Genomic DNA, 25,558 nt, shown 5'->3' on the forward strand with positions numbered 1-25,558 from the left:
CTATATAATAGAAAAAGAGAACGTTATAATAGGAAGGGGCTATGAAAACAGGTGGATAAACAGCAGTACGACACAATAAAATTGCAAATAAATCAAGAAAAAGAACATATTTTAAAAGAAGTGTATGAATTAACAGCTGAAAAAAGAAAAATAGAACAAAAAAAAGAATATGATTTATATGTTGTGAAATCGCGTAGTAAAGTCGTACAAACTGGGCAACGTATTATGGCGGGCATGCTTTCTTCACATACGTTTTCACCTGAAAGAATAGAAGAATGGAATCGAAAAATAAAAAAAACGGAAGGTTTTATTCAAAAAAATGAAAGCCTTTTAGAGCAAGTAAAAGAAAAAGAACGTGTCATTGATGAGATGTATCAAGAAAATTGTAAAAAGCTTGCGAAAGCACAAGAAAAGCTGGAAGAAAAAATGCTTCTGGATTTGAAAATGTGTATGAATGGATGAGGTGAATGTAGTGATACAGTCTGTATTACCGGTGCAACAAAGTTTACCTCCGCAAAAAGAAAAAGGGCTAGAAGTACAATCAAAAAATGAAGATTCTTCATTCGATCGTACGATGAGAATGGAAAATAAAAAACAGCCGCAAACGGAGAAAACGAAACGAGAAGAAGCACCAACAGAAGAGAAAAAAGATTATATTCTTTCTAAAAAATCGGTAACGAAAGAAGAACCAAATGTAAAGAAAGAAGAAAAAAAAGAGACAGAACAGTTGTTATTAGCTGTATCTGAGCAAATGGTTGCAATTGAGCAATTACATGTGCAGCCGGAATTGTTATATCAATACATACAAAAAATACAAGAGCTATATAAAGAATATGGCAATATTAAACTTAATGAATTACCTGCAGCTGAATTACAACAATTACAAGAACTTCTTTCAAATATGAATATCAAAAATGCTATATGTTTAGAAGATACAATGCAAATGGTATTAGACAAAATGAAGATGCCAGAGCAAACGATGCAAGCATTGAAAGTTGTAGAAACAGAAACTTGTAATATTGCAAAGGAACAAGAAGAGTCTAAAGAGGTAGATCTTCCGAAACTTGAGAGCGATGATGCAAAGGTAGAGTTGCCAGAGGTTGATGCATTAAATGATTCGAGCTCTGCAGGTGCAGAGTTATTAAATAAAACGACGAGTACCGAACAAATAGGGAAATCAAATAGTGGTGCTGAGAAAGTTTCATTACCTGACTTAGGAAAGAAAATGGAAGCGCAAGTAGAAGCGCTGCAAAAATTTGTAGTGAAACAAGAACGTGTTTTATTCCAGTTAAATCCAGAAAAACTTGGTACATTAACAGTGTTTATGAAAAAACACGGAGATCAAATTGACGTTCACGTAGAAATGGAAAAACACGATGCGAAAAAACGTGTTGAAATCATTTTTGATGAATTGAAATTAAAGTTAAAAGAAAAAGAAATCAATATTCAAATTAGCTATTCAGATAAAGATGAAAATCGAAAAGAACAGCGAGAACAAGAGCAAAGGCAAAAACAGAAATTAGCAAATACAAATCATGAAAAACAACAATCAACAGAATTTGCGGGATTATTGGAGGAATAAAGAGTGCCAACAGTTGGATTAAATACAACGAGTACAAATCATATTCCGTTACAAGCAGGAGCGCAAAAAAGTAATGTACCTGTTAATGGTGTACAATCGCCAGTGCAACAAAGTAATGGAGTTTCGGCAGGAGCGCAAAAGACTCCTGGGGTAATGGGGAAAGATGATTTCTTAAAATTGTTTTTATCAAGTTTCCAACATCAAGATCCATTTAATGCGATGGATATGAATCAAATGATGAATCAGACAGCACAGTTATCTCTTATGGAACAAGTACAGAATATGACGAAAGCAGTAGATAAGCTACAATCAACGATGTATTCAACAGCACTTGATGGTGGAATGAAGTTTTTAGGTAAATACGTAAGAGGTGTTGACGGTGACGGAAACAAAGTAACCGGTCAAGTAGAAACGGTTCGCCTTGCGGAAAATAACGATGTACAGCTCGTTATTAATAATAAGGTTGTATCTCTTCGTTTCGTTGAGAGAGTGTCTGATAAACCGATTGGGGAAACGAACCCAGAAGACGCAAAGAAAGACGATCAAAAAGTAACTGAAGAAGTAAAAACTACAAATTCATAAGGAGTGTCCATACGTTATGATTAAAGCGTTATATACAAGTATTACAGGGATGAATGCAACACAAAATGCATTAAGTGTAACTTCAAATAATATTGCCAATGCACAAACAGTAGGTTATAAAAAACAAAAAGCAATGTTTGATGATTTACTATATAACAATTCGATTGGTGCAAAAGGTGACGGTAAATACGCAGGAACGAATCCGAAAAGTATTGGTAACGGTGTGAAAATGAGTGGTACTGTTACGGATTATAGTGATGGTACAATTACGTTAACAGGTGGCAAAACACAAGCCGCAATGGAAGGTAATGGTTTCTTCGTTGTAGGTGATTCAAAAGGCGGAAATATGGAATTTACTCGTAAAGGTACGTTTGGGATATCTTCAGATTACTATATTACGAATACTGAAGGTCAATACGTATTTGCATACCCTGCAAATGAGGCAACTGGTGAAGTTGATTTATCTGGAATTCCAGGACCGTTGCAAATTCCAATGGGAACAGCAATTGGTGGTATTCGAACATCGAAAGGGACAATTAAAGGCAATATTCCAACTGGTGAAAAACAAATTACACAAGATTTACCTGTATATGATAATGCGGGAAATACATGGACAATGCGTGTAGAGTTTAAACAAACGAGTGAACATAATTATACATATAAAGTACAAATGCGTAATGACTCGAAAAAAGAAACAGAGTTTAAGGATGTTCCAGGTGCAGGTGGTAATATGACATTTGATGCTGTTGGAAATCCAAATCCGAAAGAGCAAGGGGCCAATATTCCATTTGATGGCGGCTCTATAAAATTAGACTTAAGTCATTTAACAAACCATCCAACAGATAAAACATTATCAGTAACAGACGTAGATGGTAGAGCTGCAGCGACGGTTAAAGATTGCTTCATTGCTGACGGTGGATATGTGATGGTAAAATATTCTGATGGAAGTATGAAATCTGCAGGTCAATTAGCTGTTGCGATGTTCCCGAACGAAGGCGGACTAATGAAAACAGGTAATGGTAACTATACAGCGACGAATACAACAGGTATTTTAGCTCTTGGTGCATCTGGTCAAAACGGTGCGGGTAAAGTGCGTGGTGGTGCACAAGAAGGTGCAAACGTAGATTTATCTGTAGAATTCGTTGACTTAATGTTATATCAACGCGGATTCCAAGGAAATGCGAAAGTTATTAAAGTTTCAGATGAAGTATTAAATGAAGTTGTAAACTTAATTCGATAATATATCGTAAAGAAAAAATGTAATGGAGTAGAAAGGGTTTTTTATTCGTATGACAAGACAAGAGCGAATTTTACAATTGCCTTTTTTCGAAAATAAACGTGAACTTGCCGAGCAAGTATTAAAAATAGAACGAGAAGAGCATGTATATTTACCAGATCAATTTGAAATTAAGCAAGTGCCTCCGTATTCATTTGGCGAAAAACAAGCAATCATTGGCCGTATCCATGAGTTTTATTTCATAAGTGTTGGTAGCGATAGCGTTTGGAAGTATCAACTGTTTAAGGATGAGATGAAGTGTCGTGAGTTTTTTGTTATGTTGCCAAATATTACGGATCAGCAAATAGCGTTTTGGTTTAATAACATAGAGTTATTGAAAAGTTCTTAAAAAGGTCTTTTTAGGGTTGACGAGAGGACCCAGCGTTGTTTTTGAGCGGTTAGTGTGTAATAGGGCCTCGACTGGTGTGTAAGGACAGAGGTATGGAGAGTTACTAGGGTAGTATAAGAAGAGGTAAGCAAAGTTTAGTGTGGATAAACGGTTATGGTCCAGAAGAGCTCCGAGTTGTAAGAATAGAGCTATGGAGGCGTACTGAGATAGTTGGAGATGAGATAATCATTTCATAGTAGACCAGTGCCTTCTGGATAGTATGTGACGATAGATTTTTATAAAAGGAGAGGTGAGGAGGATGGCGCAAAATAAGTATCGCGTTACATTCATTTCGCCGAGTGAGGTTGAGCAGCGGACTGTAATGGCGGCGAATAGTTTGCCAGATTTAATTCGTAAAGTAGAGAGTATTATTGCAGATCCAAATGGTTATTTTGTGAATGATAAAAAAAATAATTGTTATTTTAAAGTGATTAAAGAAAATGTTACGTTTATTCAATATGAGTTACTATTTTCGGATAAGGAAATTCATATTGAAAAATTAAAACATATAGCACCGGTAGTATTAAAACGATTATTCGAAGAAATAAATGACCCGGAATTATATGCACTTGCGCTACTTGATGTTGATATAGCAACGAAAGAATATGTGCTAGCAGAAATGAATTCTGAGCTGAGAATAAGAGTAGAGACGGAGCTTTCGAAAAAATGGGAAGCAATGCCGACCGAAATTGTAGGAGCACAAGAAGTGTTATTAGAGGCACTTGCTGCGTTTATACAAGATTAATTGTTTTTTAATAAAATGAATCGTTCGACTATCTATATTTTTTATATAGGTAGTTGACTTTTTCGCTTTTATAAAGCTTAATAATTAGATATACGGAATTAATGGAAGGGGAGCGACACCTTTATGTCACAAGCACAAAGTATTTTATTAGAAAGCGGAACAAATGAATTAGAGATTGTTACGTACACTGTTGGTGAAAACCTATTTAGTATTAATGTAATGAAAGTACGTGAAATCATTAATCCATTCCCTGTTACAACTGTGCCAGAATCTCATCATGCAGTTGAAGGTGTTGTTCAAGTACGTGGTGAAATTTTACCTGTTATTAACTTGGCGATGGCTCTTAATTTAAAGTCAACAAAGCCACTTGATCAAACGAAATTTATCATCTCAGAATTAAACCAAATGAAAGTTATTTTCCGCGTTGATGAAGTGCATCGTATTCAACGTATTTCGTGGGAACAAATTGATGAACCAGCTTCATTATCTATGGGACTAGAAGAAACGACATCTGGTATTGTAAAACTAGATGGAAAAATCATCTTACTATTAGATTATGAAAAAATTGTATGTGAAATTAGCGGCACTGGTTATGACAATAAATCAATTGCAGGATTAGAGCAAAAAACAGATCGAGCTGAAAAAGTAATTTACATTGCAGAAGATTCAGCGATGCTTCGCCAAATATTAGAAGAAACATTATCATCAGCTGGATATACGAAAATGAACTTCTTCAGCAATGGTGCAGAAGCGTTAGCACAAATTGAAAAATTAGCGAAAGAGCAAGGCGAAAAAATGTTTGAACATATTCACTTGCTAATTACGGATATTGAAATGCCAAAAATGGATGGACATCATTTAACGAAAGTGGTTAAGGATAGTGAAGTAATGAATCGTTTACCAGTCATTATTTTCTCTTCATTAATTACAAATGAATTATTCCATAAAGGTGAAGCTGTAGGAGCAAATGCTCAAGTAAGTAAGCCAGATATTCAAGAGCTAATTGGTTTAGTTGATAAGTTAGTGCTTTAAAAGCTTCTATTTAGCCGGAATAGAAGCTCTAGCTAAGTGTTGAGCAGTCAGTGCTTAATAGAGCCCTATGCGATGTTGAGACCAGACATATGGAGTGGTTATAGGTAAGTAGAAGAGCTGGCGTATAACATTTTTCTATTTAGTAGGAATAGGGGAACTACTTATGTAAGGAAGTTTTTAGTGATTAATAGAGTCTTATGCGATGTGAGTTCAGAGGTATGAAGTAGTTTTAGGTAAGAAGAAGTGAGACTTTGATTGAGGATCTGAAGACTGGATTTATAACTCTATTCTGTTAGAGAGGGGAAGGAATTAGCCAATGCTACATATGGCTAATTCCTTTTTAGTATTCTATACTTTAAGCTGGTAGAAAAATGAAAGGTTTCTTGGGTGTTTGTCGCTGTATGTGTGAATAATCTTTATTTAGAGATTTTTGATTTAAAAATATAAGCAAACGTATTTTCGATGGTTATTTTAGTAATATTTCGTGGTAACGCAAATTTTTTCGGTGAAAAAATATTCAAAATACCATATAATATAATTAAATGTAATTAATATGTAATTTTGCATATTAATAAAAAAACATTTTCCAAATTTTTATACTTTCTATACATTTTTGTATGTTAATTATTTGACAGATAATTTCGAACTGTTATAATATGGATATGTAAAAATTGCTATTTTCTTAAAAGACATGGGAGTCAGATGAGAATTGTGAAAGGATGAGGGGGAGTGGCACAGATTATGTATCACCACACAGCAATTAATGTATTAGGTCTTTTACAAAACATGTCAAATAATAAAATGAAAGATATGCAACTAGAGGTGGAATTTAAAAAAATAGAAAAAGAATTCCAAGTAAAGTATGAAGAATTAGTTGATTTACATAATAGAATGGTATTATTTCAAATAGATATAGAAAAAAATGGCGGGATGCGAGCGTACGAAAAATCAGCAATTACATGGCTGAAATCTGAACTAGAGCTACTGTATGAAGTGTATCAATTTTGTCAGCGTCACGGTTTAAACATTTTAAATATTTCAAAATACGTAAGTAAAAATGAACTAAATCTTTTTCCAAAAACAGAAAGTCAATTGCAAAATACGTATTATAAATTGAAAAAACGTGAAATACCGTTTGAAAATATTGAAAAACAAAAACCAGGACGAAAGCGAAAATATATACCAGTAAAAGAAACAATCGTTGCAAGAAAACAAGAAAACGAGTACGAATTAAAAGAAGAAATCCAGCATAAAGAGGATGAAAAAAATCTTGTAACAGTTATATCTGGTATCGTTGATAACTTTGAAACAATTAATCAATGTAGTGAAAGGAAAGAAGACGAACTACATCAGTTTATGGAAGGTATTTATAAGCTTTCTAGCATGGCAGCAGGGCGTTCTAGAGAAGCAAAGAATACACGTAGTCTAGAAGGTGAATTGCAGTCGTTACAACTGGAAAATGAAAGGCTAAAACGAGAGAAAGAAGAGCTTGTACAAGATATTAAAGGGATGACGCAGCTTTTAATTCATTTCATTACAAGTTCTGATATTGATCAAATACGTAAATTACCAACTTTCGTACAAGATTGTAAAATGGAATTACATAAACTAGGTCTATATAATGCACAAGACGGTAAAATGAAAATAATGGTTGACCGTAGCGGACAAGTTATGACGGTAACACAGTAATAAAATTTGGGTACAAAATAAAAGGGAGATACATAGTTTATATGTATTTCCCTTTTATTTTGTATGGAATCGTTCCAAAGAAGGAAGATTAATTTTTATGATTGTAGTAGTTTAGAAACCATTTGCGGAATTTGGTTCGCTTGTGAAACCATACTAAGGGCAACTTCAGTTAATAATTTGAACTTTAAAAAATCACTCATCTCCTGCGCCATGTATGCATCTTCAATTCGAGATACAGCATCTGTTAACGCCATACTTTGGCTATTTAAATTTTCAATATTGAACTGTAAACGATTTATCATAGAGCCAAGGTCGGCACGATGAAGTAATACATTTTGTAAAGCCTCTTCAATTTTAAGAATCGCCGCTCTTGCTTCTTGTTCTGTTGAAATCTTGATGTCATGTTGTGTAGGGGAAGGGGGAATATGTTTCGTCATATTTATTGTATGACCGATATCGTCTAATGTAACTGGGCGGTTTTGACCGTCAAATACGGATAAATCATTAAACTCAGTCGTCTCGCCAATATAGCCAATTTGTTCTGCTAAAGACTGAAACTCTTTATTCAGCGAATGACGGTTTTTATTTGAATTCGTACCGTTCGCAGATTGTACGGCTAAATCACGCATACGCTGTAAAATATTTGTCACAGTTTGAAGGGCAGCTTCCGCCGTGCGAAGCATCAATATCGCATCCACATTATTACGAATCGCCACACGCATACCACTCGCTCTCGCATGCATACGAGTCACAATTGCAATATTAGCGGGATTATCCGAAGCGTTGTTGAACTTCTTACCAGTCGCCAAATGCTCAATCGTAACATGCATACGCTTCTCATTCTCATACAACGACTGCCTAGCATTCATACTTAAAACATTCGTATCAATACGCATAATAGACACTCCTTATAGATTGATATAGTTAGTGTTCTAAAGCTAATAAACGGTTATGAAAAGAAAAAGGGGCGTATGCTCACTATATCTTTTTGTTTTCATACACGGAACTAGGATAAAACAGGCCCTGACCGCTACTAAATATGATTAGAGCTTCTCTTTAAGTTAAAAAATCTTTCAATCTATCTATATAGAAAAAATAAACCTCTCCGCAAGCAGAGAGGTTTATTCAAGAAACTAGCTCAAATGGCTTATTGTAATAATTTAGAAACCATTTGTGGAGTTTGGTTTGCTTGAGAAAGCATGCTGATTCCAGCTTCGTTCAAGATTTTGAACTTAGTCATTTCAGACATTTCTTTCGCCATATCAGCGTCTTCGATTTGAGAAGCAGCTGAAGCCATAGAAGAAGATTGGCTCTTAAGGTTGTTTACGTTAAAGTCAAGACGGTTTAATGTAGCACCTAGAGTTGCGCGGTTAGATGCAATGTTTTTAAGTGCTGTATCGATAGACGCGATTGCACCAGAAGCATCAGCTTTAAGATCTGAAGTTTCAAGTTTTGTTAATTTAGCAAATTCTGCACCTAAATCATTTGCTGCAGCTTTTGATCCACCATCGTCTGCTTTATTGTAGATTTCTAATTTTGCTTCGATTTTCTTTACATCATCTGCAGACATGAAAGATTTAACTTTATCAAATTCTTCCATAGTAGCTTTTACTTTTGGATCAAGCGTCGCTTTAGTAGTCTCTGTTGCCTTTCCAAGATCATCAAATGATGTTGTAGTTGTCGCATATGTTGTTTTGTTAACTTTATCAGTTCCGATAGATAAAGTATCAAGTTTTAATTCTTTAGTGGATACATTAGATAAGTTAATGTTAATTTGTTTACTTGTATCAGCGTTATCTAATGTCTGAATTGCGATTTCTGTATTTGAACCATCTAATAATTTTTTGTCATTAAACTCAGTGTTTGTAGAAATATAATCGATTTGCTCTTTTAATGCGTCAAATTCTTTGTTTAATGCAGCTTGGTTTTCATTAGTATTTGTACCATTTGCAGATTGGTTTGCAAGGTCACGCATACGAAGTAAGATGTTAGATACTGAGTTCATTGCTGAATCAGCTGTACGGATTAATGAAATACCGTCTTGTGTGTTGTTAGCAGCAACACCTAATCCACTTTCACGAGCACGCATACGAGTTGCGATTGCAAGACCTGCTGCATCGTCAGAAGCGTTGTTGATACGTTTACCGCTTGATAAACGGTCCATAGCGTTGCTCATTTTTGCTTGGTTTTGGCGCATGTACTCTTGAGTACGCATGCTGTTAATGTTTGTATTAATTCTCATGTTAAGAAACCCCCATTTTTTTATATTGACTTTTCTGCAAATTGAAAAACGGTAATATGCGAAAAAATCAATTTCGAGATTTATTGTAATCCTTGCTACAACGGGTGTCAACTAAAAATTCGAATTAATAAATATAAAAAAATAACAGTTTAACAATATATTCATTTTTTTATTACATAATTATTAAAAGGATTATTGCAAACTTTAAAAAAAAACTCTAATATTAGATTATCTTTGTTTACCGAAAAGGTGATATTATGATAGTTGGAAATATAGTAAAAGAAGTGCTTGCATATAAAAAAGGACAAATTCAGCAAAAGTTAAGTAGTCCACAAGCATTTGTGAGTAGTCGTTTTCAAGAGAAGTTGCAGAGTGAACCTGCGAAGGAGACGAAAGAAACTACGCAGCCGGCCAAAGTAGAGGATATGAGTCAGCCGGTACAATCTACGAAAATAGAAGCGGTTGTTAATAAACCGGCAGAAACTATTAATAAAGTAGAGGAAGCGAGTAAGCCTGAAGAAAAGGTTGAAACGAAGAAAGCAGATGAAGTGCAAGTTGCGCAAAAAGAGTTTGAACGACGTTTCCCAGAAACGAAAAATGAGGCTGCTGATACGTGGGAATTAACGAAGAAGTATAATATTCAAAAAATACGTTCTTCCAATGAAGGGAAGTATGAGGATATTATTGATCGTGTAAGTCGTACATACGGAATTCCGAAAACGTTAATTCAAAAAATGATTGAAGTAGAGTCTAATTTTAATCCGAAAACGGTGTCACATGCAGGTGCGATGGGTCTTATGCAACTTATGCCAGCGAATGTGAAAGAGATGGGTGTGAAGAATCCATTTTCACCAGCTGAAAGTATTGAAGGTGGCGTGAAAGAGTTAAGCGGTTATTTAAAGAAAAATAACGGCGACTTAGTATTGGCACTTGCTTCTTACAATGCTGGTCCTGGGAATGTGAGAAAGTACGGAGGCGTACCGCCATTTAAAGAAACGCAAGGATATATTAAAAAAATATTAAATATCGACGTTTCAAAATAGGGAGTTTCATATATAGAGAGAACATGAAATTTTCGTGAACATGATATGGGAGTTGGCTAGATTTGAAATTACAAGATGATATTCCGTTAACAATTTATTTTGAAATCGGAAATACGAAAAAGAAAATTGAAGATCTGCTTCATATTACGAAAGGTACATTGTATCGTCTTGAAAATTCAACGAAAAATACGGTGCGTCTTATGCTTGAGAATGAAGAGATTGGAACCGGAAAGATTTTGACGAAGAATGGGAAGATGTACGTTGAAATCGTTGAATTGAAAAGGTAGGGAAGGGGATTGTCATGAGTGGCGAAAAATTAAGCCAAGAGCAAATTGATGCCCTGCTGAAGGCGGTAAATGAAGGCGAGGAAATGCCAGCTTTCGCACAAGAAGCAGGAAAGCAAGAGAAATTTCAAGAGTATGATTTTAATAGACCAGAGAAGTTCGGTGTTGAGCATTTACGTAGTTTGCAAGCGATTGCTTCTACGTTTGGGAAACAGACGTCACAGACGTTATCAGCGCGTATGCGTATTCCAATTGAACTAGAGCCTTCAACAGTTGAGCAAGTTCCATTTACGAGTGAGTATGTGGAGAAAATGCCGAAAGATTATTATTTATATTGCGTAATTGATCTCGGTTTACCAGAGCTTGGAGAAATTGTTATTGAGATTGATTTAGCATTCGTTATTTATATTCATGAATGTTGGCTTGGCGGAGATAGTAAGCGTAACTTTACGATGCGCAGACCGTTAACAGCATTTGAGTTTTTAACGCTTGATAATATATTCTTGCTTCTTTGTAAAAATTTAGAGCAATCATTTGAAAGTGTTGTTGCGATTGAACCGAAATTTGTAACGACGGAAACAGATCCGAATGCATTAAAGATTACGACAGCGAGCGATATCATTTCATTACTTAATGTAAATATGAAAACAGATTTTTGGAATACGACGGTGCGTATCGGGATTCCGTTCTTATCTGTTGAAGAAATTATGGATAAGTTAACGTCTGAAAATATTGTCGAACATTCTTCGGACAAACGTAGGAAGTATACGTCTGAAGTGGAAGTGAAAGTAAATCAAGTGTACAAACCTGTTCACGTTGCGATTGGTGAGCAGAAAATGACAATGAGTGAGATTGAACAAATTGAAGAAGGCGATATTATTCCGCTTCATACGAAAGTTTCGGATGAATTACTTGGTTATGTAGATGGAAAGCATAAATTTAATTGTTTTATTGGAAAAGATGGAACGCGTAAGGCGCTCCTATTTAAAAGTTTTGTAGAGTAGGAGGATCCATATGAAGCATGAAGTATCTCCTGTGTCATTAATGGGATTAGAAGATTTTGCAGGAAAGCGAAATGAAGCAGGTAAAGCACATATTGATACTGTTTCAGATATTTCGATTGAACTTGGTGTAAAGCTTGGAAAGTCATCTATTACGCTCGGTGATGTAAAGCAGTTAAAAGTTGGCGATGTTCTTGAAGTAGAGAAAAACTTAGGACATAAAGTAGATGTGTATTTAAGTAATATGAAAGTCGGCATCGGTGAAGCAATTGTAATGGACGAGAAATTCGGTATTATCATTTCTGAAATTGAAGCTGATAAAAAACAAGCGGCGCTTATGAAAGCGCAAAGTCAAATGCAAGATAAAGAGTAAAGGAGGAGTCATATGTCGTATATGACGACCTTATTTCAAGTCGTTTTACTGTTTGGTGCGCTCGGTTACGGTGCATATTATATGACAAAAAAGACGCGCAAACAGCAGTTTTTTAAGCAGGGTGAAAATGGCCATATTCAAGTAAAAGACGGCGTGTATTTAAATCATCAAACGAGTGCCTTTTTATTTGAAGTGGACGGAAAGCAAGTGTTCACTGTTATTAGTAATAACGGTGTACAGTCTGTGCAATTAACCGGAACAGGAAATCAGTTTCAACAAGCACTAGAAGACGCGGTGAAGACTGAAACGAAAAAAGTAGAGGATCCATCATGAGAATAAAGAAACAGTTATCATTATTAGCCGTTATTTTCGTATTTTCTATCGTTTTTTCAATTATTTTTGTAAATCCAGCGTATGCGGCCCCGAACGGTTTTATTAATTTCGAAAATGGAAAAGAGTTTACGAGTAATTCAAGTGTACAACTATTTGCGCTCGTTACCCTTTTATCATTATCTTCTTCTATCGTTCTATTATTTACACATTTTACTTATTTTATGATCGTTCTTGGGATTACACGTCAAGGACTTGGGGTAATGAATTTACCACCAAACCAAGTGCTTGTTGGACTTGCATTATTTTTATCACTCTTTACGATGCAGCCTGTACTCGGGCAACTGAAGAGCGATGTGTGGGATCCGATGACGAAAGAGAAAATAACAGTAAGCCAAGCTGCGGAAACGACAGCTCCTATTATGAAAGAATATATGTCAAAGCATACGTATAAGCATGATTTGAAAATGATGCTGAAAGTACGCGGAGAAGAGTTGCCGAAAGATTTGAAAGATCTTTCCTTATTTACACTCGTACCATCCTTTACGTTAACGCAAATTCAAAAAGGTTTACTAACAGGGATGTTCATTTATTTAGCGTTTGTATTTATAGATTTGATTATTAGTACACTTTTAATGTACCTCGGGATGATGATGGTACCGCCGATGATTTTAAGTTTACCGTTTAAAATACTCGTTTTCGTATATTTAGGTGGATATACAAAAATCGTCGATATTATGTTTAAGACGGTCGCCTGAAGCGCTTGATGCTATGTGATAGGAGTCATATAAATGAATACGTCACCAATTATAGATATTTTCCAAACCTTTTTTTATAAAGGGGTTATGATTTTAATGCCGATTGCCGTTGTAAGTCTGATTGTCGTTATTATTATCGCGGTTATTATGGCAATGATGCAAATTCAAGAGCAAACGCTGACGTTTTTACCGAAAATGGCGAGTATTGTGCTCGTTATTATCATTTTAGGTCCGTGGATGTTCCAAGAGTTAACGATGCTTATTTTAGATTTATTTGATAAAATCCCATCGCTATTGCGTTCGTACTAAGATAGGTGAACTGAAATGAATATGGAATTATGGGCGGCGACGTTTTTTGCGTTTTGTCGCATTACTTCATTTTTATATTTTTTACCGTTTTTCTCAGGCCGATCCATTCCAGCAATGGCGAAGGTTACAGTTGGACTTGCTCTTTCAATTACAGTGGCCGATCAAGTGGATGTCTCTCACATCAAGACAGTTTGGGACGTTGCAGCTTATGCAGCAACGCAAATTGTAATTGGTTTATCACTTTCAAAAATTGTAGAGATGCTGTGGAACATTCCGAAAATGGCAGGGCATATTTTAGACTTTGATATCGGTTTATCACAAGCAAGTTTGTTTGATGTAAATGCGGGCTCACAGTCTACTTTACTATCAACCATTTTTGATATATTTTTTCTCATTATTTTTATTTCACTTGGCGGCATTAACTATTTCGTTGCCACGATTTTAAAGTCGTTTCAATATACAGAGGCGATTTCAAAATTGTTGACGACTAGTTTTTTAGATAGTCTACTCGCAACGTTATTATTTGCGATAACATCAGCGGTTGAAATTGCTCTGCCGCTTATGGGAAGTTTATTCATCATTAACTTTGTTCTAATTTTAATTGCAAAAAATGCTCCGCAATTAAACGTTTTTATGAATGCATACGTAATTAAAATTACGTGCGGTATTTTGTTTATTGCGATGAGTGTACCGATGCTCGGTTATGTGTTTAAAAATATGACGGATGTATTACTTGAAGAGTATACGAAACTATTTAACTTTTTCTTAACGAAGTAGGGGGACGCGCATGGCAAAGGATAATAAAACAGAAAAGGCCACCCCGCAGAAGCGTAAAAAATCGCGTGAAGAAGGGAATATTGCCCGGAGTAAAGATTTAAATAATTTATTTTCCATTCTCGTATTAGCAGTTGTCGTTTACTTTTTCGGAGATTGGCTAGGTTATGAGATTGCAAATTCCGTAGCGGTGCTGTTTGATCAAATTGGAAAAAATACAGATTCAACCGAGTATTTTTATTTAATGGGGATTTTATTACTGAAAGTATCGGCTCCGATATTAATACTCGTATATGCTTTTCATTTATTCAATTATATGATTCAAGTCGGCTTCCTATTTTCTTCTAAAGTCATTAAACCGAAAGCGTCACGTATTAATCCGAAAAACTATTTTACGAGATTGTTTAGTCGTAAAAGTTTAGTAGATATTTTGAAATCACTGTTCTATATGGGATTAATCGGTTACGTTTCGTACGTTCTTTTTAAAAAGAATTTAGAGAAAATCGTCAGTATGATTGGTTTTAACTGGACTGCGTCACTTACTGAAATTATTAGGCAAATTAAATTTATCTTCTTAGCAATTTTAATTATTTTAATCGTTCTTTCTATTATCGATTTCATTTATCAAAAATGGGAGTATGAACAAGATATTAAGATGAAAAAAGAAGAAGTGAAACAAGAGCATAAAGATAATGAAGGGGACCCGCAAGTAAAGGGGAAACGAAAAAACTTTATGCATGCGATCTTGCAAGGGACAATCGCGAAGAAGATGGATGGTGCAACGTTTATTGTAAACAACCCGACGCATATTTCAGTGGTGCTTCGGTACAATAAACAAGTTGATGCGGCGCCTATTGTCGTTGCAAAAGGGGAAGATGAGCTCGCATTATATATACGAACGCTTGCCCGTGAACATGAAATACCAATGGTGGAAAACCGTCCGCTTGCTCGTTCTTTATATTATCAAGTCGAGGAAGATGAGACAATTCCTGAAGATTTATACGTAGCTGTAATTGAAGTTATGCGCTATTTAATTCAAACGAATGAACTTGAAGTATAATAGCGCGTTTGGAGGGGATCTCTTTGTTTAAGATGGATTCTGCAAGAACCTATTTTTCTATCTTTTTAGCAGCGTCATTCGTTGTGGCGCTCTTAATTCCACTTCCACCATTTATACTTGATATCGTTATCGTTTTTCTACTAAGTATGTCAGTGCTTATTTATATGCGAGCGACAAGTATTAACGAGTGGGATGAGTTAAAGTCATTTCCGACGATGTTGTTATTAATCGGGATTTTCCGCGTATCGATTAACGTTTCGACGACGCGAGCGATTTTAACAGACGGAAATGCGGGTCATGTTATTGAAGAGTTTGGCCAGTTCGTAATTGGCGGGAACTTATTAATTGGTATCGTTATTTTTATAGTTTTAATCATATTCCAGTTTATCGTTGCAAACGGTGCATCTCGTACAGCTGAAGTAGCAGCTCGTTTTACACTTGATTCTTTACCAGGGAAACAAATGTCTATCGATGCTGATTTAAACCAGCGTATTATTTCAGAAAAAGATGCACAGGCAAAACGTAAAAAATTAAATATGGAAACAGAGTTTTACGGAGCGATGGATGGTGCCGGGAAGTTCATTAAAGGGGACGTTATTTTCGGGATTGTCATTTTATTCGTAAACATTATTTTCGGTTTAATTGTCGGCATGATGCAGCAAAGAATGAGCTTTGCAGATGCAGCTCTTCATTATACACAGTTAACTGTCGGTGACGGAATCGTAAACCAAATCGGTTCATTAATGCTTGCAATTTCAACAGGTATTATCGTAACGCGTGTATTTGACGGCTCACCGGATACAGTAACAGAAGGTATCTTTAAAGAGCTATTAGCGCATGAAGTCGTTGTATATGCACTAGGTGGTTTATTTATCGCAATGGGTATTTTTACTCCGCTACCGTTTTTACCATTCGCACTCGTTGGTGGAACGATTATCTTCTTAGGCATTCGTAATAAAAATCGAATAAAGAAAGAAAAAGAAGACGAGCTTCAAAAAGAATTAGAAATGATTCAAGGCGAAGATGAGCAACTGCAACAAGTGGAAGATTCATTCGGAGTATTTACGGATAAATATCCGATTATTGTAGAACTCGGTTTAGATTTAGCAGCACTTGTAAAGCAGAAAATTAACGGGGAAACAGCTCGTGATAAAGTTGTTCTTATGCGGAAGTCGATTATTACTGACCTTGGTATTAACGTTCCTGGAATTAACTTTAAAGATAATACGAGCTTTAGACCACGTGGTCGTTACATTATTCGTATTAAAGGTGCGAAGGCGGCTGAAGGTGTTTTAAAATCAGGTTATTTATTAGCACTAAAAACACCGAACGTAATGGCTGATTTAGATGCAGAACCAGCGAAAGATCCAATTTTCGGCGAAGATGGATATTGGATTTTAGAGCATATGGTGCAAGATGCACAAATGAAAGGCTATCAAGTGTTAGAGCCACTTAGCATATTAATTACACATTTAGATGTTGTCGTAAGGCGTAATCTGCATGAATTAATTCAGCGCCAACATGTAAAAGACTTAATTAACTCGCTTGAAAATGATAATGGCGTTCTATTAGAAGAGATTAAGAAGAAAGAAATTGATTTATCACTCGTTCAAAATGTTATTAAACAACTTCTAAAAGAAGGTATTTCTATTCGTGATTTACCAACAATTATTGAAGGTATTATTGACGGAAAAGAAGTGTATCAAAATCACGTTGATGGTGTGACATCATTTGTTCGTGAATGTATTTCAAAAGTTATTTGTGAAAATGCGAAAAATCCGGACGGAAAAATTTATGCAGCGCTCTTCTCTGATTCAATTGAGTTAGATGCGGATGTTGTGAATAATTCATATCAAGGTTACTTGTTAAACTGGGATTTAGATTTAGAAACACGTGTCGTTGAGCAAGTGCAGCGCGTCTTTAAGCAAGCACGTTTAATGGGAAGAGAACCAGTGTTATTAACACGTAGAAAAGATTTTAGATTTGCAATTGTAAGACTGCTAGAACGTTATCAAGTAGAAGCACAAGTACTTTGTATTAGCGAATTAGCACCAGAAATTGTTGTGGATCAAATTGCCTATATTGAATAGTAGGGGGTGAAGTAATGGAAAGTACAGAAAAGAAAGAAGCGTTAATGCGAATAAAAGCAGCTTCGAAAAATGAATTGTATCGAAAGTTATTTGACCAATATGGTACAGATTATTATTACGTTGTCGATGAAAGTGTAAAACGAAATATACCGTTTTTCTGGAAAAAGGATTATGAAATGTTAGTTGCTTTTCCAGAAGAAAAACAGGAAGAAGTGAATGAAGGTACAGCTCAATTTCATGAACAGTTAATGGATGTTGTGAATGATCCTTCAGAACAAATTGTGAAGGCGAATGGAATTCAATCAGTACTGCACAATTTAGAAAACGTAACGACTTCTATGTCATACGCGGCAATGCAAACAGGAAATAGTGAAGAATGGGCAAGAAAAAAAGAAAAACTATTAAAGCTGTTTGAAAAAGGAATTGTCGTGGTGAAACAGACGAAAGAAACGGAAGTACCGAAAAAGAAAAAAGTTGTGAAACAAGTCGTTCCGGTAAAGAAAGAAGAAGTAGTTCCAAAGAAAGAAAGTCAAGAATCTGTACCGTTTATTATTCAAAAGGTAATTCGGATGCTAGAACAAAACGATGTGGAACAATATTTCATTTATGCATATGCTGAAAAGTTAAAAATAAAGTTTGAAAATGCAACGATGATTACGGAAGAAGAAGTTATTAGGTACATATTGGAAGATATGAAATCTCATTTCAATACGGAAAACGTCTTTGAAAAAGAAGTACAAACAATTGCATTAATCGGTCCAACTGGTGTTGGTAAAACGACGACGCTTGCGAAAATGGCATGGCAATTTCACGGTAAGAACAAAACAGTTGGTTTTATAACGACAGATCATTCGCGCATAGGGACAGTGCAGCAATTGCAAGATAACGTAAAGACAATTGGATCGGAAGTAATTGCTGTGCGTGATGAAGCTGCAATGACAAGAGCGCTTACGTATTTTAAAGAAGAAGCGCGCGTCGATTATATTTTAATTGATACAGCCGGAAAAAATTATCGTACGACAGAAACAGTAGAAGAAATGATTGAAACGATGGGACAAGTAGAGCCAGATTATATTTGTTTAACGTTATCAGCTTCGATGAAAAGTAAAGATATGATTGAAATCATTACAAACTTTAAAGATATTCATATAGATGGTATTGTGTTTACAAAATTTGATGAAACAGCAAGTAGTGGTGAATTGTTGAAAATTCCAGCAGTATCATCAGCTCCTATTGTATTAATGACAGATGGCCAAGACATAAGGAAAAATATACATATCGCTACAGCTGAACATTTAGCGAAACAAATGTTACAAACATCGTAGAAAAGAGGTGAAGAATAAGGCGCTTGCCTTATTCAAACGAATATGAACGGTCTTTATATAGGTTCTATGGGTATGATGAACTACATGCAGCGAATTAATGTTCATTCGAATAACGTTGCAAATGCTCAAACGACAGGATTTAAAGCAGAAAATATGACGTCTAAAGTATTTGATGTACAAGACACATATCGCCGCGGAGATGGGGCGGTAACAAATATCGGTTCGGTCGATTATGCTGTAGTACCAGCTGCAACACATGTGAATTTAGTACAAGGAAATATACAAATGACAAATAGCGCTACAGATTTCTTTTTAGATGACGGCGCAGCCGGCACAACATCATTTTTCGTTACTTCTAAAAATGATGAAACGTTTTTAACGAGAGATGGTAGTTTCACATTAAATAGTGATCGTTATTTACAAACATCTTCAGGTGCTTTCGTAATGGGAGAGAATAATGAGCGTATTCGTATTCCGGAAGGAGCAAAGGTTGCTGTACAAGCAGACGGTACATTATATGATGAAGTAACACAAAATAATATTGCTCGTTTGCAAACAAAAACAGTAGATGCAGAAACGAATGCTCGTCTCGTACAACGTGAAAATAAAAGCTTTACACTAGCAGAAGGAAACATTGCTAATTTACCGAACGGAACAGGAATAGTAAAAAATCATATGCTAGAAAATTCAAATGTAGATATGACGAAAGAGATGGCCGATCTTATGACGGATCAAAAGATGATTCAAGCATCACAGCGCGTTATGACGTCATTTGATAAAATTTATGAAAAAGAAGCGAATGAAATATTGAGATAAAGGACTTCCAAAAGTGGGAGTCTTTTTTGTTATTGCTTTTATTACAGTTACATCATAAAATGATAATGATTATCAATATCATTTTATCTATTTTCATAAGAATAGAATTTCATAATGACAGCAACATTTGTTTAACTAAGTGAATTAAAAACAAGGGGATGGTGTATATATGTCTACAAAGAATCAACTTTGCATTGGATTATGTTTAATTTCTAGAAAGAAAGAAGAATTGAATGAGTTTAATTCCGGAATTGATGAACAAGTAGAGTTGGCACTACAGGCAGAAAAGGCTAAGTTAGATTTTGTTTTTAAAGCCGATTATTTAGTGGCGCACCCAGATTTAATTGCTCGTAATAAAGGGAGTGTCATTTTAGACCCGACGTTACTGTTTACTGCTATTGCTTATGCGACAGAAAAAATTGGAGTCGTTACAACTGCTTCAACTTCGTTTTATCCACCATATATATTAGCAAGGCAATTACAATCGTTACACTGGATTAGTAACGGCCGAGTAGGGTGGAATATTGTTACATCCATTGACGGTGCTGAAAACTTTGGTGAGGAAGGGATGCCATCATCTGAGGAACGATACGCGAAAGCGGCAGAATGTACAGAGTTAGTAAGAAAACTTTGGAGGAGTCACCCTAATGAAGTATTGAAAGTAGATAATCCTGATGTTATTAGAGAGATGGTAAAGCCTATTGAGCATAATGGTGAGTACTTTAAGGTAAAAGGTCCACTTAATATTCCGCAGCATATATCAGGAGAAATGCCATTATTTCAAGCCGGTGCTTCAGAGTCTGGTCGGAATTTTGCTGCTTCTGTTGCTGATGCAATTTTTGCTGCAACGCCAGATGTAGAGTCAGGTATTGAACTTCGTCAAGATTTAAGAAGAAGAGCAGAAAAACATGGCCGAAAGCAAGATGCTATACGTGTATTACCTGGATTATATTTCTTTATAGGTGATACATATGAAGAAGCGTTAGAAATGCATAGGCAAGCTCATCAACATCTCACAAAAGAGAAGAGATATACGTTACTTGAAATGGTTCTCGGATTAGATGCGAGAGGGATTCCGCTAGAAAGTAAAATTACGGAAGAGATGCTGCCGAGTCGGGATCAAACTGTACGTAGTAAAACTCATGCCGAGTTATTACGGAACTTCATTATTAAAAATGAACCAACAGTTGAACAAATACTAGAACGACCAGAAGTTGTTGGATCGGCTCATTGGGTTGCGGTTGGTACACCACAGGACGTTGCGAAGCAAATTATGGATAGGTTTGAGGCAGGGGCGTTAGATGGATTTATTGCTATTCCAGGAGGACCTCCAAAGTCACTAAATCTATTCTTTAGTGAAGTCATCCCTTTATTTGTGAAGGCGGGTGTATTTAGGGAAGAGTATACAGGTTCTACTTTACGGGAGCATTTGGCGGGGAACATATTAAATACTTTACAGTTAAAATAATAGCATGTAGAAAAAAGCCTTATTGTAAAAGGCTTTTTTTGTTTAAAATTAAAAATTCTGAAATATAAGTTGACTGTATGAATGTTATTTTTTATATTAGTAGGTATAACTATAACTACTAAAGAGGTGAGAGTATGACAACGGCATTATATTTAGAAGATGCATACAAAACGAGTTGCGAAACAGAAGTGATAAAAGTAGAAGGGAATAAAGTATTTCTAAAAGAAACAGTTTTTTATCCAACTGGTGGAGGGCAGGAATGTGATACGGGTGTCATTGTACAAGATGGGTCTGTATTTGAAGTTGAAAAAGTAAAGAGGGAGCAGGGAGAAATAGTTCACTATATAAAAGATGAAGCTCAAGTAAAATTAGGTCCAGTTAAATTAGAGATTAATTGGGAAAGACGTCATAATTTAATGCGTCATCACTCTTTACTGCATCTTATCGGAGCTGTTGTTTATGAAAAGTATGGAGCACTATGCACCGGAAACCAAATTTATCCTGATAAAGCCCGTATCGATTTTAATGAGTTACAAGAGTTATCGAGCGTGGAAGTAGAAGAAATTGTTGAGGAAGTGAATAAACTTATTGAGCAAAATAAAGAAATTTCCACTCGCTATATGAGCCGCGAAGAAGCAGAAAATGCTGTAGGAATGATTAAAACAGCAATAAATCTCCTGCCAACTACTATCCAAGAAATCCGCATTGTTACAATTGAAAATTTAGACGAACAAGCTTGTGGAGGCACACATGTGAAAAATACGAGTGAAATAGGAACACTTGTTATTGATAAAGTAAAAAGTAAAGGGAAGCAAAATCGTCGTTTTGAAGTAAGGGCGATTTAGATTGTGAGGGGTTACCGATGGATGAAATTATAAAGGAATTACAAAAGTTAGGATTTTCCCAGTATGAATGTAAAGCGTATATTGGATTGTTAAAACACTCCCCAGTAACAGGCTATGAAGTGAGTAAACAAACAGGAGTACCTCGTTCTATGATTTACGAGGTACTCGGTAAGTTAATGGATAAAGGAGCGGTGCATATTGTACCTTCTGAACCAGTTAAATATGTACCAGTACCAGCTACCGAATTAATGAATCGAATGCGAAAAGACTTTGAAAAGTCCTTTGAATTTTTAGATGAGAAACTAAATTGTTTAGAACAAGAGCGACAAATAGATGTAATTTCGCATATTCGCTCAAATGATCGTGTTTTAAAAGAAATATGCAATATAATTAATAGGGCAAAGGAAGAATTATGGATTTCTGTATGGGAAGATCAAGTGCATGAAATTGAGCCATACATTCATCAAAAGGAAGAGGAAGGCGTACATATATTTTCAATCTTATTTGGAGCTCCAGAAACAAAAATAGGAGCGACGTTTCATCATAATTATATGACGCCCCACGTTGTTGAAAAGAGAATGGGTGGTCATTTAACTGTTATTGCTCGTGATGGAGAGGAAGTATTAATTGCGAACTTCTCAAATGATAGCACTTCATGGGCTGTTACAACGTATGACCCAGCGCTAGTTCTCGTTGCTACAGAGTATGTGCGGCACGATATTATGGTTGAAGAAATCACAAAGGAATTTGGAGCTGATAAGTTAGATACGTTATGGCGTGAAAATATAGATTTAGTTCATGTCGTAACAGGAAAACGAACTTTAGAAGGAATGGAGGATGATAGAGATGAGTAAAGCTGAGGCACATGTAGCTTTGCAGAGCGATGATACATTTCAGCAAGGAGTAAAAGATTGTTTACCAACTGTATTTGGTTATTTGAGCATCGGTATAGCAGCTGGTGTAATTGCAAAAACAGCAGGTTTTTCTATCATTGAAATTGCATTTATGTCCACTTTAATATATGCAGGTTCTGCCCAATTTATATTAGCTGGTATGTATGCAGCCGGTGCTCCTGCTTCCGCAATTATTTTCACTGTATTTTTTGTTAATTTACGCCATTTATTAATGAGCGCAGCGCTTGCACCGTACTTTACGAAAATTCCTCTATTTAAAAACTTAATCATCGGTTCTCAAATTACAGATGAAACTTTCGGCGTTGCAGTGCAGCATGCTGCGCAAAAAGGATATTTAGGTGAAAGATGGATGATAGGGCTTAATGTAACAGCGTATTTAAATTGGATTCTTGCTACTATCATTGGCGGGCTATTTGGTGAGTGGATACCAGATCCACATACATACGGCATGGATTATGCATTACCAGCGATGTTTATCGGATTATTTGTTCTTCAGCTCATAAGTAGTAAACCGAAACTAGCAATTCATTTAAGTGTTGCAATTGTAGCGATTATTATCGCATACGTTTCACACCTATTTATGCCAGATAGTATAGCGGTTATTATCGCAACCTTACTAGCTGCGACGATTGGAGTGTTGATTGAAAAATGGAAATGAGATTAGATGTATTATTACTTTTACTAGCAGCAGGAGCTGTTACACTCGTGCCACGTATTTTACCTCTACTTGTATTTAGCAAACTACAAATTCCTGACTGGGGTTTAAAATGGTTAAATTACATACCAATTGCGATATTAGCAGCGCTTTTAGCACAAGTTTTATTTATGCATGAGACGATGCAGTGGGATTATCTTATTGCAGCAATTCCAACATTTCTTGTAGCGATATATACTCGTAGTTTATTAGGTACAGTATTAACGGGAGTGGTTGTGATTATTTTGTTACGTTTCTTTTTCTAAAAAGGATTACGCTCATATAATAGCGAAAAGTGTAATAACATGAAAAATATAGGGGTGGTGTTATGATACTTTTAACGATAGGAGCAATTTTGTTAACGTTGTTTATTTTCTTTATTCTCGGTTTTATTACATTTATGATGTTTGTTGATAAGGCGACGCCTCAAATATATTATACACCTTGTGAATCAGTGACAGTGAAAGCTAAAGGTAAACATAGAAGGAAGAAAAGTTGAAAGTTGGCTTTTCTTCCTTCTTCTATTACATCCCCGAAAGAACTAACAACAACAGCCCAAATAGAAAACTAATAAAGGAAAGAAAACCAATACATATCGAGAACACACGATTATTTCTCCATTCGTGCCAAAAAGCGATAAATCCTAAAATACAAAGGAAAAACCAAATGGGCAGGAATATGAACTCGCTAACTTTCTCGGGGAGTAACGAATAAAAAGTTGTTACATATAAGATCCAATTTGTAAAAAATAAAATGCAAATGATAATAGATTGTAAGTAGGGGCGGTTGAAAAATATCCTTTTTTTACGGTTTTAAAAATGATAGTTAGCGCTGAGATAAAGGCAATGAGTATGAAAACAAGTAAGAGTAATGTCAGCGTCATTTTGAGTCTCCTTTATAAGATTGTTTTTATCACGCATGGGCAAGTAAGACCCACACCTTAAAACTCAACGTAAGAAAAGAGATTAGGTGGGGGATGCCCCCCACTGATTGAAGTTTCACTTTACAAGAAATGAATCTATTAAATTGTATGCTTGTTTTGTAGAGTGCCTGTTATATTTTTCGGTGTACGGATTTAGAAATCCATGTTCACCGTGTAGTTGTTTTATTTCTAATAAAGGATTATTTTGTTGCTGCAATGTTTGAATTAAAGAGGATACTGAAAAACTAGCTTCTTTTTCAGGAAATATAAGTAGTGTAGCGCATGTAGGCTTTATGTGAACATAGTCGCGTATACGAGAACCGTAACATCCGATAATAAAATCTATTTTCGGATTGTTACTACATAGCCATGAGACGGTAGCTCCAACGCTAAAGCCGATAAGACCAATATGTGTATAACTACTAGAAAGATGAGAAATGAATTCTTCAATTTGCTTTTTTCCATAATCAAATCCAATATGATTTACAAAATGTTCATATGCTTTTTCTTCATCACTATAATGAAATGCATGTTGCGATTGTAGAAGGTTAGGACAGAATACGTCTATATGAGATGAAGTAAAGTGGTTGGTAACGTGATGCATATGGTCGTTCACACCATATATTTCATGAACAGCAATGAGAGCTACTTTTTTCTTCATAGTTATAAAGTACCTCTATGAAACTTAAATTCTTTCTCAACAAGGCAAATACGCAGGTGGAAGTTTTCATACCATTGCTCACGACCTCTTTTTTTCGCTTCTTTATGTAAGGTGTTCTTTTTCCAATTTTCAATCGCATCAAGTGATTCCCAATAAGAAATTGTTATTCCGATTCCAGAATTACCTCGTGCACTTTCTACACCTAAAAATCCAGATTGTTGCTTTGCAAGTTTCTCCATTTCTTCGGCAACGGTATTATAATCTGTTGTATCATTTGATAAATTAGAAGTGAATATAACTGCATAATAAGGCTTGTTTTTTTCTAAATTAGATGCCATTATTTTTCCTCCTTAAT

The 25,558-nt window shown here is 35.5% G+C and carries 30 protein-coding genes and 1 pseudogene; 26 read left to right on the forward strand and 5 right to left on the reverse strand.

Features of this window, described 5'->3' with window-relative positions; genetic code table 11:
* Window positions 1-51: 51 nt before the first annotated feature.
* From OXT04_RS01710 to OXT04_RS01745, 8 genes are all read left to right on the forward strand, one after another.
* On the forward strand, window positions 52-462 hold the full coding sequence (locus OXT04_RS01710; protein WP_000360860.1) for a hypothetical protein: 411 nt from the start codon (window positions 52-54) through the stop codon (window positions 460-462).
* Between the two features lie 10 nt (window positions 463-472).
* On the forward strand, window positions 473-1,582 hold the full coding sequence (locus tag OXT04_RS01715; RefSeq protein ID WP_000616458.1) for a flagellar hook-length control protein FliK: 1,110 nt from the start codon (window positions 473-475) through the stop codon (window positions 1,580-1,582).
* Window positions 1,583-1,585: 3 nt separating this feature from the next.
* Complete coding sequence (locus OXT04_RS01720; RefSeq protein WP_001143462.1) at window positions 1,586-2,164, forward strand: flagellar hook assembly protein FlgD; 579 nt, start codon at window positions 1,586-1,588, stop codon at window positions 2,162-2,164.
* 16 nt (window positions 2,165-2,180) lie between these two features.
* Window positions 2,181-3,404, forward strand: a complete 1,224-nt coding sequence (locus OXT04_RS01725) for a flagellar hook protein FlgE (protein ID WP_000588320.1) — start codon at window positions 2,181-2,183, stop codon at window positions 3,402-3,404.
* 49 nt (window positions 3,405-3,453) lie between these two features.
* Window positions 3,454-3,789, forward strand: coding sequence for a DUF3964 family protein (locus tag OXT04_RS01730; RefSeq protein WP_000198167.1), 336 nt, complete (start codon window positions 3,454-3,456; stop codon window positions 3,787-3,789).
* A 298-nt stretch (window positions 3,790-4,087) separates the two neighbouring features.
* A complete protein-coding gene (locus OXT04_RS01735; RefSeq protein WP_023521603.1) occupies window positions 4,088-4,573 on the forward strand; it encodes a hypothetical protein in 486 nt (161 codons plus the stop codon).
* Between the two features lie 123 nt (window positions 4,574-4,696).
* A complete protein-coding gene (locus tag OXT04_RS01740; RefSeq protein ID WP_000075943.1) occupies window positions 4,697-5,605 on the forward strand; it encodes a chemotaxis protein in 909 nt (302 codons plus the stop codon).
* A 741-nt stretch (window positions 5,606-6,346) separates the two neighbouring features.
* A complete protein-coding gene (locus tag OXT04_RS01745; RefSeq protein WP_141549606.1) occupies window positions 6,347-7,294 on the forward strand; it encodes a DNA-binding domain-containing protein in 948 nt (315 codons plus the stop codon).
* A 95-nt stretch (window positions 7,295-7,389) separates the two neighbouring features.
* On the opposite strand, the gene OXT04_RS01750 is transcribed toward OXT04_RS01745, so the two are convergent.
* Both OXT04_RS01750 and OXT04_RS01755 read right to left on the reverse strand, forming a co-directional pair.
* Window positions 7,390-8,190: a flagellin N-terminal helical domain-containing protein gene (locus OXT04_RS01750; protein WP_267412634.1), complete on the reverse strand. Its 801-nt coding sequence runs from the start codon at window positions 8,188-8,190 to the stop codon at window positions 7,390-7,392.
* Window positions 8,191-8,441: 251 nt separating this feature from the next.
* Complete coding sequence (locus OXT04_RS01755; protein WP_267412635.1) at window positions 8,442-9,536, reverse strand: flagellin N-terminal helical domain-containing protein; 1,095 nt, start codon at window positions 9,534-9,536, stop codon at window positions 8,442-8,444.
* 257 nt (window positions 9,537-9,793) lie between these two features.
* On the opposite strand from OXT04_RS01755, the gene OXT04_RS01760 reads away from it, so the two are divergent.
* From OXT04_RS01760 to OXT04_RS01845, 18 genes are all read left to right on the forward strand, one after another.
* Entirely contained in the window at window positions 9,794-10,579 is a 786-nt protein-coding gene (locus tag OXT04_RS01760; protein WP_000635230.1) for a lytic transglycosylase domain-containing protein, read from the forward strand.
* A 62-nt stretch (window positions 10,580-10,641) separates the two neighbouring features.
* On the forward strand, window positions 10,642-10,866 hold the full coding sequence (locus OXT04_RS01765; RefSeq protein WP_000775712.1) for a flagellar motor switch protein FliN: 225 nt from the start codon (window positions 10,642-10,644) through the stop codon (window positions 10,864-10,866).
* A gap of 14 nt (window positions 10,867-10,880) precedes the next feature.
* Window positions 10,881-11,867 (forward strand): flagellar motor switch protein FliM, encoded by a 987-nt coding sequence (fliM, locus tag OXT04_RS01770; RefSeq protein ID WP_000012361.1) that lies wholly within the window; start codon window positions 10,881-10,883, stop codon window positions 11,865-11,867.
* 10 nt (window positions 11,868-11,877) lie between these two features.
* Window positions 11,878-12,237 (forward strand): flagellar motor switch protein FliN, encoded by a 360-nt coding sequence (gene fliN / locus OXT04_RS01775; RefSeq protein ID WP_000680010.1) that lies wholly within the window; start codon window positions 11,878-11,880, stop codon window positions 12,235-12,237.
* Between the two features lie 12 nt (window positions 12,238-12,249).
* The gene (locus OXT04_RS01780) at window positions 12,250-12,570 is read left to right on the forward strand and encodes a hypothetical protein (RefSeq protein WP_000121178.1); all 321 of its coding nucleotides are present in this window, start codon (window positions 12,250-12,252) and stop codon (window positions 12,568-12,570) included.
* Entirely contained in the window at window positions 12,567-13,325 is a 759-nt protein-coding gene (locus OXT04_RS01785) for a flagellar type III secretion system pore protein FliP (RefSeq protein WP_001220582.1), read from the forward strand. The genes OXT04_RS01780 and OXT04_RS01785 overlap by 4 nt, the downstream gene beginning before the upstream one ends.
* A 33-nt stretch (window positions 13,326-13,358) precedes the next feature.
* A complete protein-coding gene (locus OXT04_RS01790) occupies window positions 13,359-13,634 on the forward strand; it encodes a flagellar biosynthetic protein FliQ (RefSeq protein WP_001098080.1) in 276 nt (91 codons plus the stop codon).
* A 15-nt stretch (window positions 13,635-13,649) separates the two neighbouring features.
* A complete protein-coding gene (locus OXT04_RS01795; RefSeq protein WP_001055717.1) occupies window positions 13,650-14,411 on the forward strand; it encodes a flagellar biosynthetic protein FliR in 762 nt (253 codons plus the stop codon).
* 10 nt (window positions 14,412-14,421) lie between these two features.
* Window positions 14,422-15,468: a flagellar type III secretion system protein FlhB gene (flhB, locus tag OXT04_RS01800; RefSeq protein ID WP_001040119.1), complete on the forward strand. Its 1,047-nt coding sequence runs from the start codon at window positions 14,422-14,424 to the stop codon at window positions 15,466-15,468.
* 23 nt (window positions 15,469-15,491) lie between these two features.
* A complete protein-coding gene (flhA, locus tag OXT04_RS01805; protein ID WP_000475626.1) occupies window positions 15,492-17,558 on the forward strand; it encodes a flagellar biosynthesis protein FlhA in 2,067 nt (688 codons plus the stop codon).
* Window positions 17,559-17,572: 14 nt separating this feature from the next.
* Window positions 17,573-18,883 (forward strand): flagellar biosynthesis GTPase FlhF, encoded by a 1,311-nt coding sequence (gene flhF, locus OXT04_RS01810; protein WP_000446182.1) that lies wholly within the window; start codon window positions 17,573-17,575, stop codon window positions 18,881-18,883.
* A gap of 42 nt (window positions 18,884-18,925) precedes the next feature.
* On the forward strand, window positions 18,926-19,699 hold the full coding sequence (locus OXT04_RS01815; protein ID WP_001013934.1) for a flagellar basal-body rod protein FlgG: 774 nt from the start codon (window positions 18,926-18,928) through the stop codon (window positions 19,697-19,699).
* Window positions 19,700-19,868: 169 nt separating this feature from the next.
* A complete protein-coding gene (locus OXT04_RS01820; RefSeq protein WP_097821558.1) occupies window positions 19,869-21,167 on the forward strand; it encodes an NtaA/DmoA family FMN-dependent monooxygenase in 1,299 nt (432 codons plus the stop codon).
* Between the two features lie 134 nt (window positions 21,168-21,301).
* Window positions 21,302-22,012, forward strand: coding sequence for an alanyl-tRNA editing protein (locus tag OXT04_RS01825; RefSeq protein ID WP_000205375.1), 711 nt, complete (start codon window positions 21,302-21,304; stop codon window positions 22,010-22,012).
* Window positions 22,013-22,029: 17 nt separating this feature from the next.
* Window positions 22,030-22,866: a TrmB family transcriptional regulator gene (locus OXT04_RS01830; RefSeq protein WP_016513054.1), complete on the forward strand. Its 837-nt coding sequence runs from the start codon at window positions 22,030-22,032 to the stop codon at window positions 22,864-22,866.
* Window positions 22,859-23,584, forward strand: coding sequence for an AzlC family ABC transporter permease (locus OXT04_RS01835; RefSeq protein ID WP_000029963.1), 726 nt, complete (start codon window positions 22,859-22,861; stop codon window positions 23,582-23,584). The genes OXT04_RS01830 and OXT04_RS01835 overlap by 8 nt, the downstream gene beginning before the upstream one ends.
* The gene (locus tag OXT04_RS01840; RefSeq protein WP_000425944.1) at window positions 23,575-23,886 is read left to right on the forward strand and encodes an AzlD domain-containing protein; all 312 of its coding nucleotides are present in this window, start codon (window positions 23,575-23,577) and stop codon (window positions 23,884-23,886) included. Before OXT04_RS01835 ends, OXT04_RS01840 begins: the two co-directional genes overlap by 10 nt.
* A 62-nt stretch (window positions 23,887-23,948) precedes the next feature.
* Window positions 23,949-24,119, forward strand: coding sequence for a DUF3951 domain-containing protein (locus OXT04_RS01845; RefSeq protein WP_000602245.1), 171 nt, complete (start codon window positions 23,949-23,951; stop codon window positions 24,117-24,119).
* A gap of 25 nt (window positions 24,120-24,144) precedes the next feature.
* On the opposite strand, the pseudogene OXT04_RS01850 reads toward OXT04_RS01845, so the two are convergent.
* The 3 genes and pseudogenes from OXT04_RS01850 to OXT04_RS01860 form a co-directional block, all read right to left on the reverse strand.
* Window positions 24,145-24,503, reverse strand: a pseudogene (locus OXT04_RS01850) (hypothetical protein).
* A 115-nt stretch (window positions 24,504-24,618) separates the two neighbouring features.
* Window positions 24,619-25,203, reverse strand: coding sequence for a dienelactone hydrolase family protein (locus OXT04_RS01855; RefSeq protein ID WP_097821559.1), 585 nt, complete (start codon window positions 25,201-25,203; stop codon window positions 24,619-24,621).
* A 2-nt stretch (window positions 25,204-25,205) separates the two neighbouring features.
* Entirely contained in the window at window positions 25,206-25,541 is a 336-nt protein-coding gene (locus tag OXT04_RS01860) for an antibiotic biosynthesis monooxygenase family protein (RefSeq protein ID WP_097821560.1), read from the reverse strand.
* Between the last annotated feature and the right edge of the window lie 17 nt (window positions 25,542-25,558).

It is taken from the genome of Bacillus sp. GC_Bacil_1 (assembly GCF_026540675.1).
GTDB lineage: Bacteria > Bacillota > Bacilli > Bacillales > Bacillaceae_G > Bacillus_A > Bacillus_A cereus.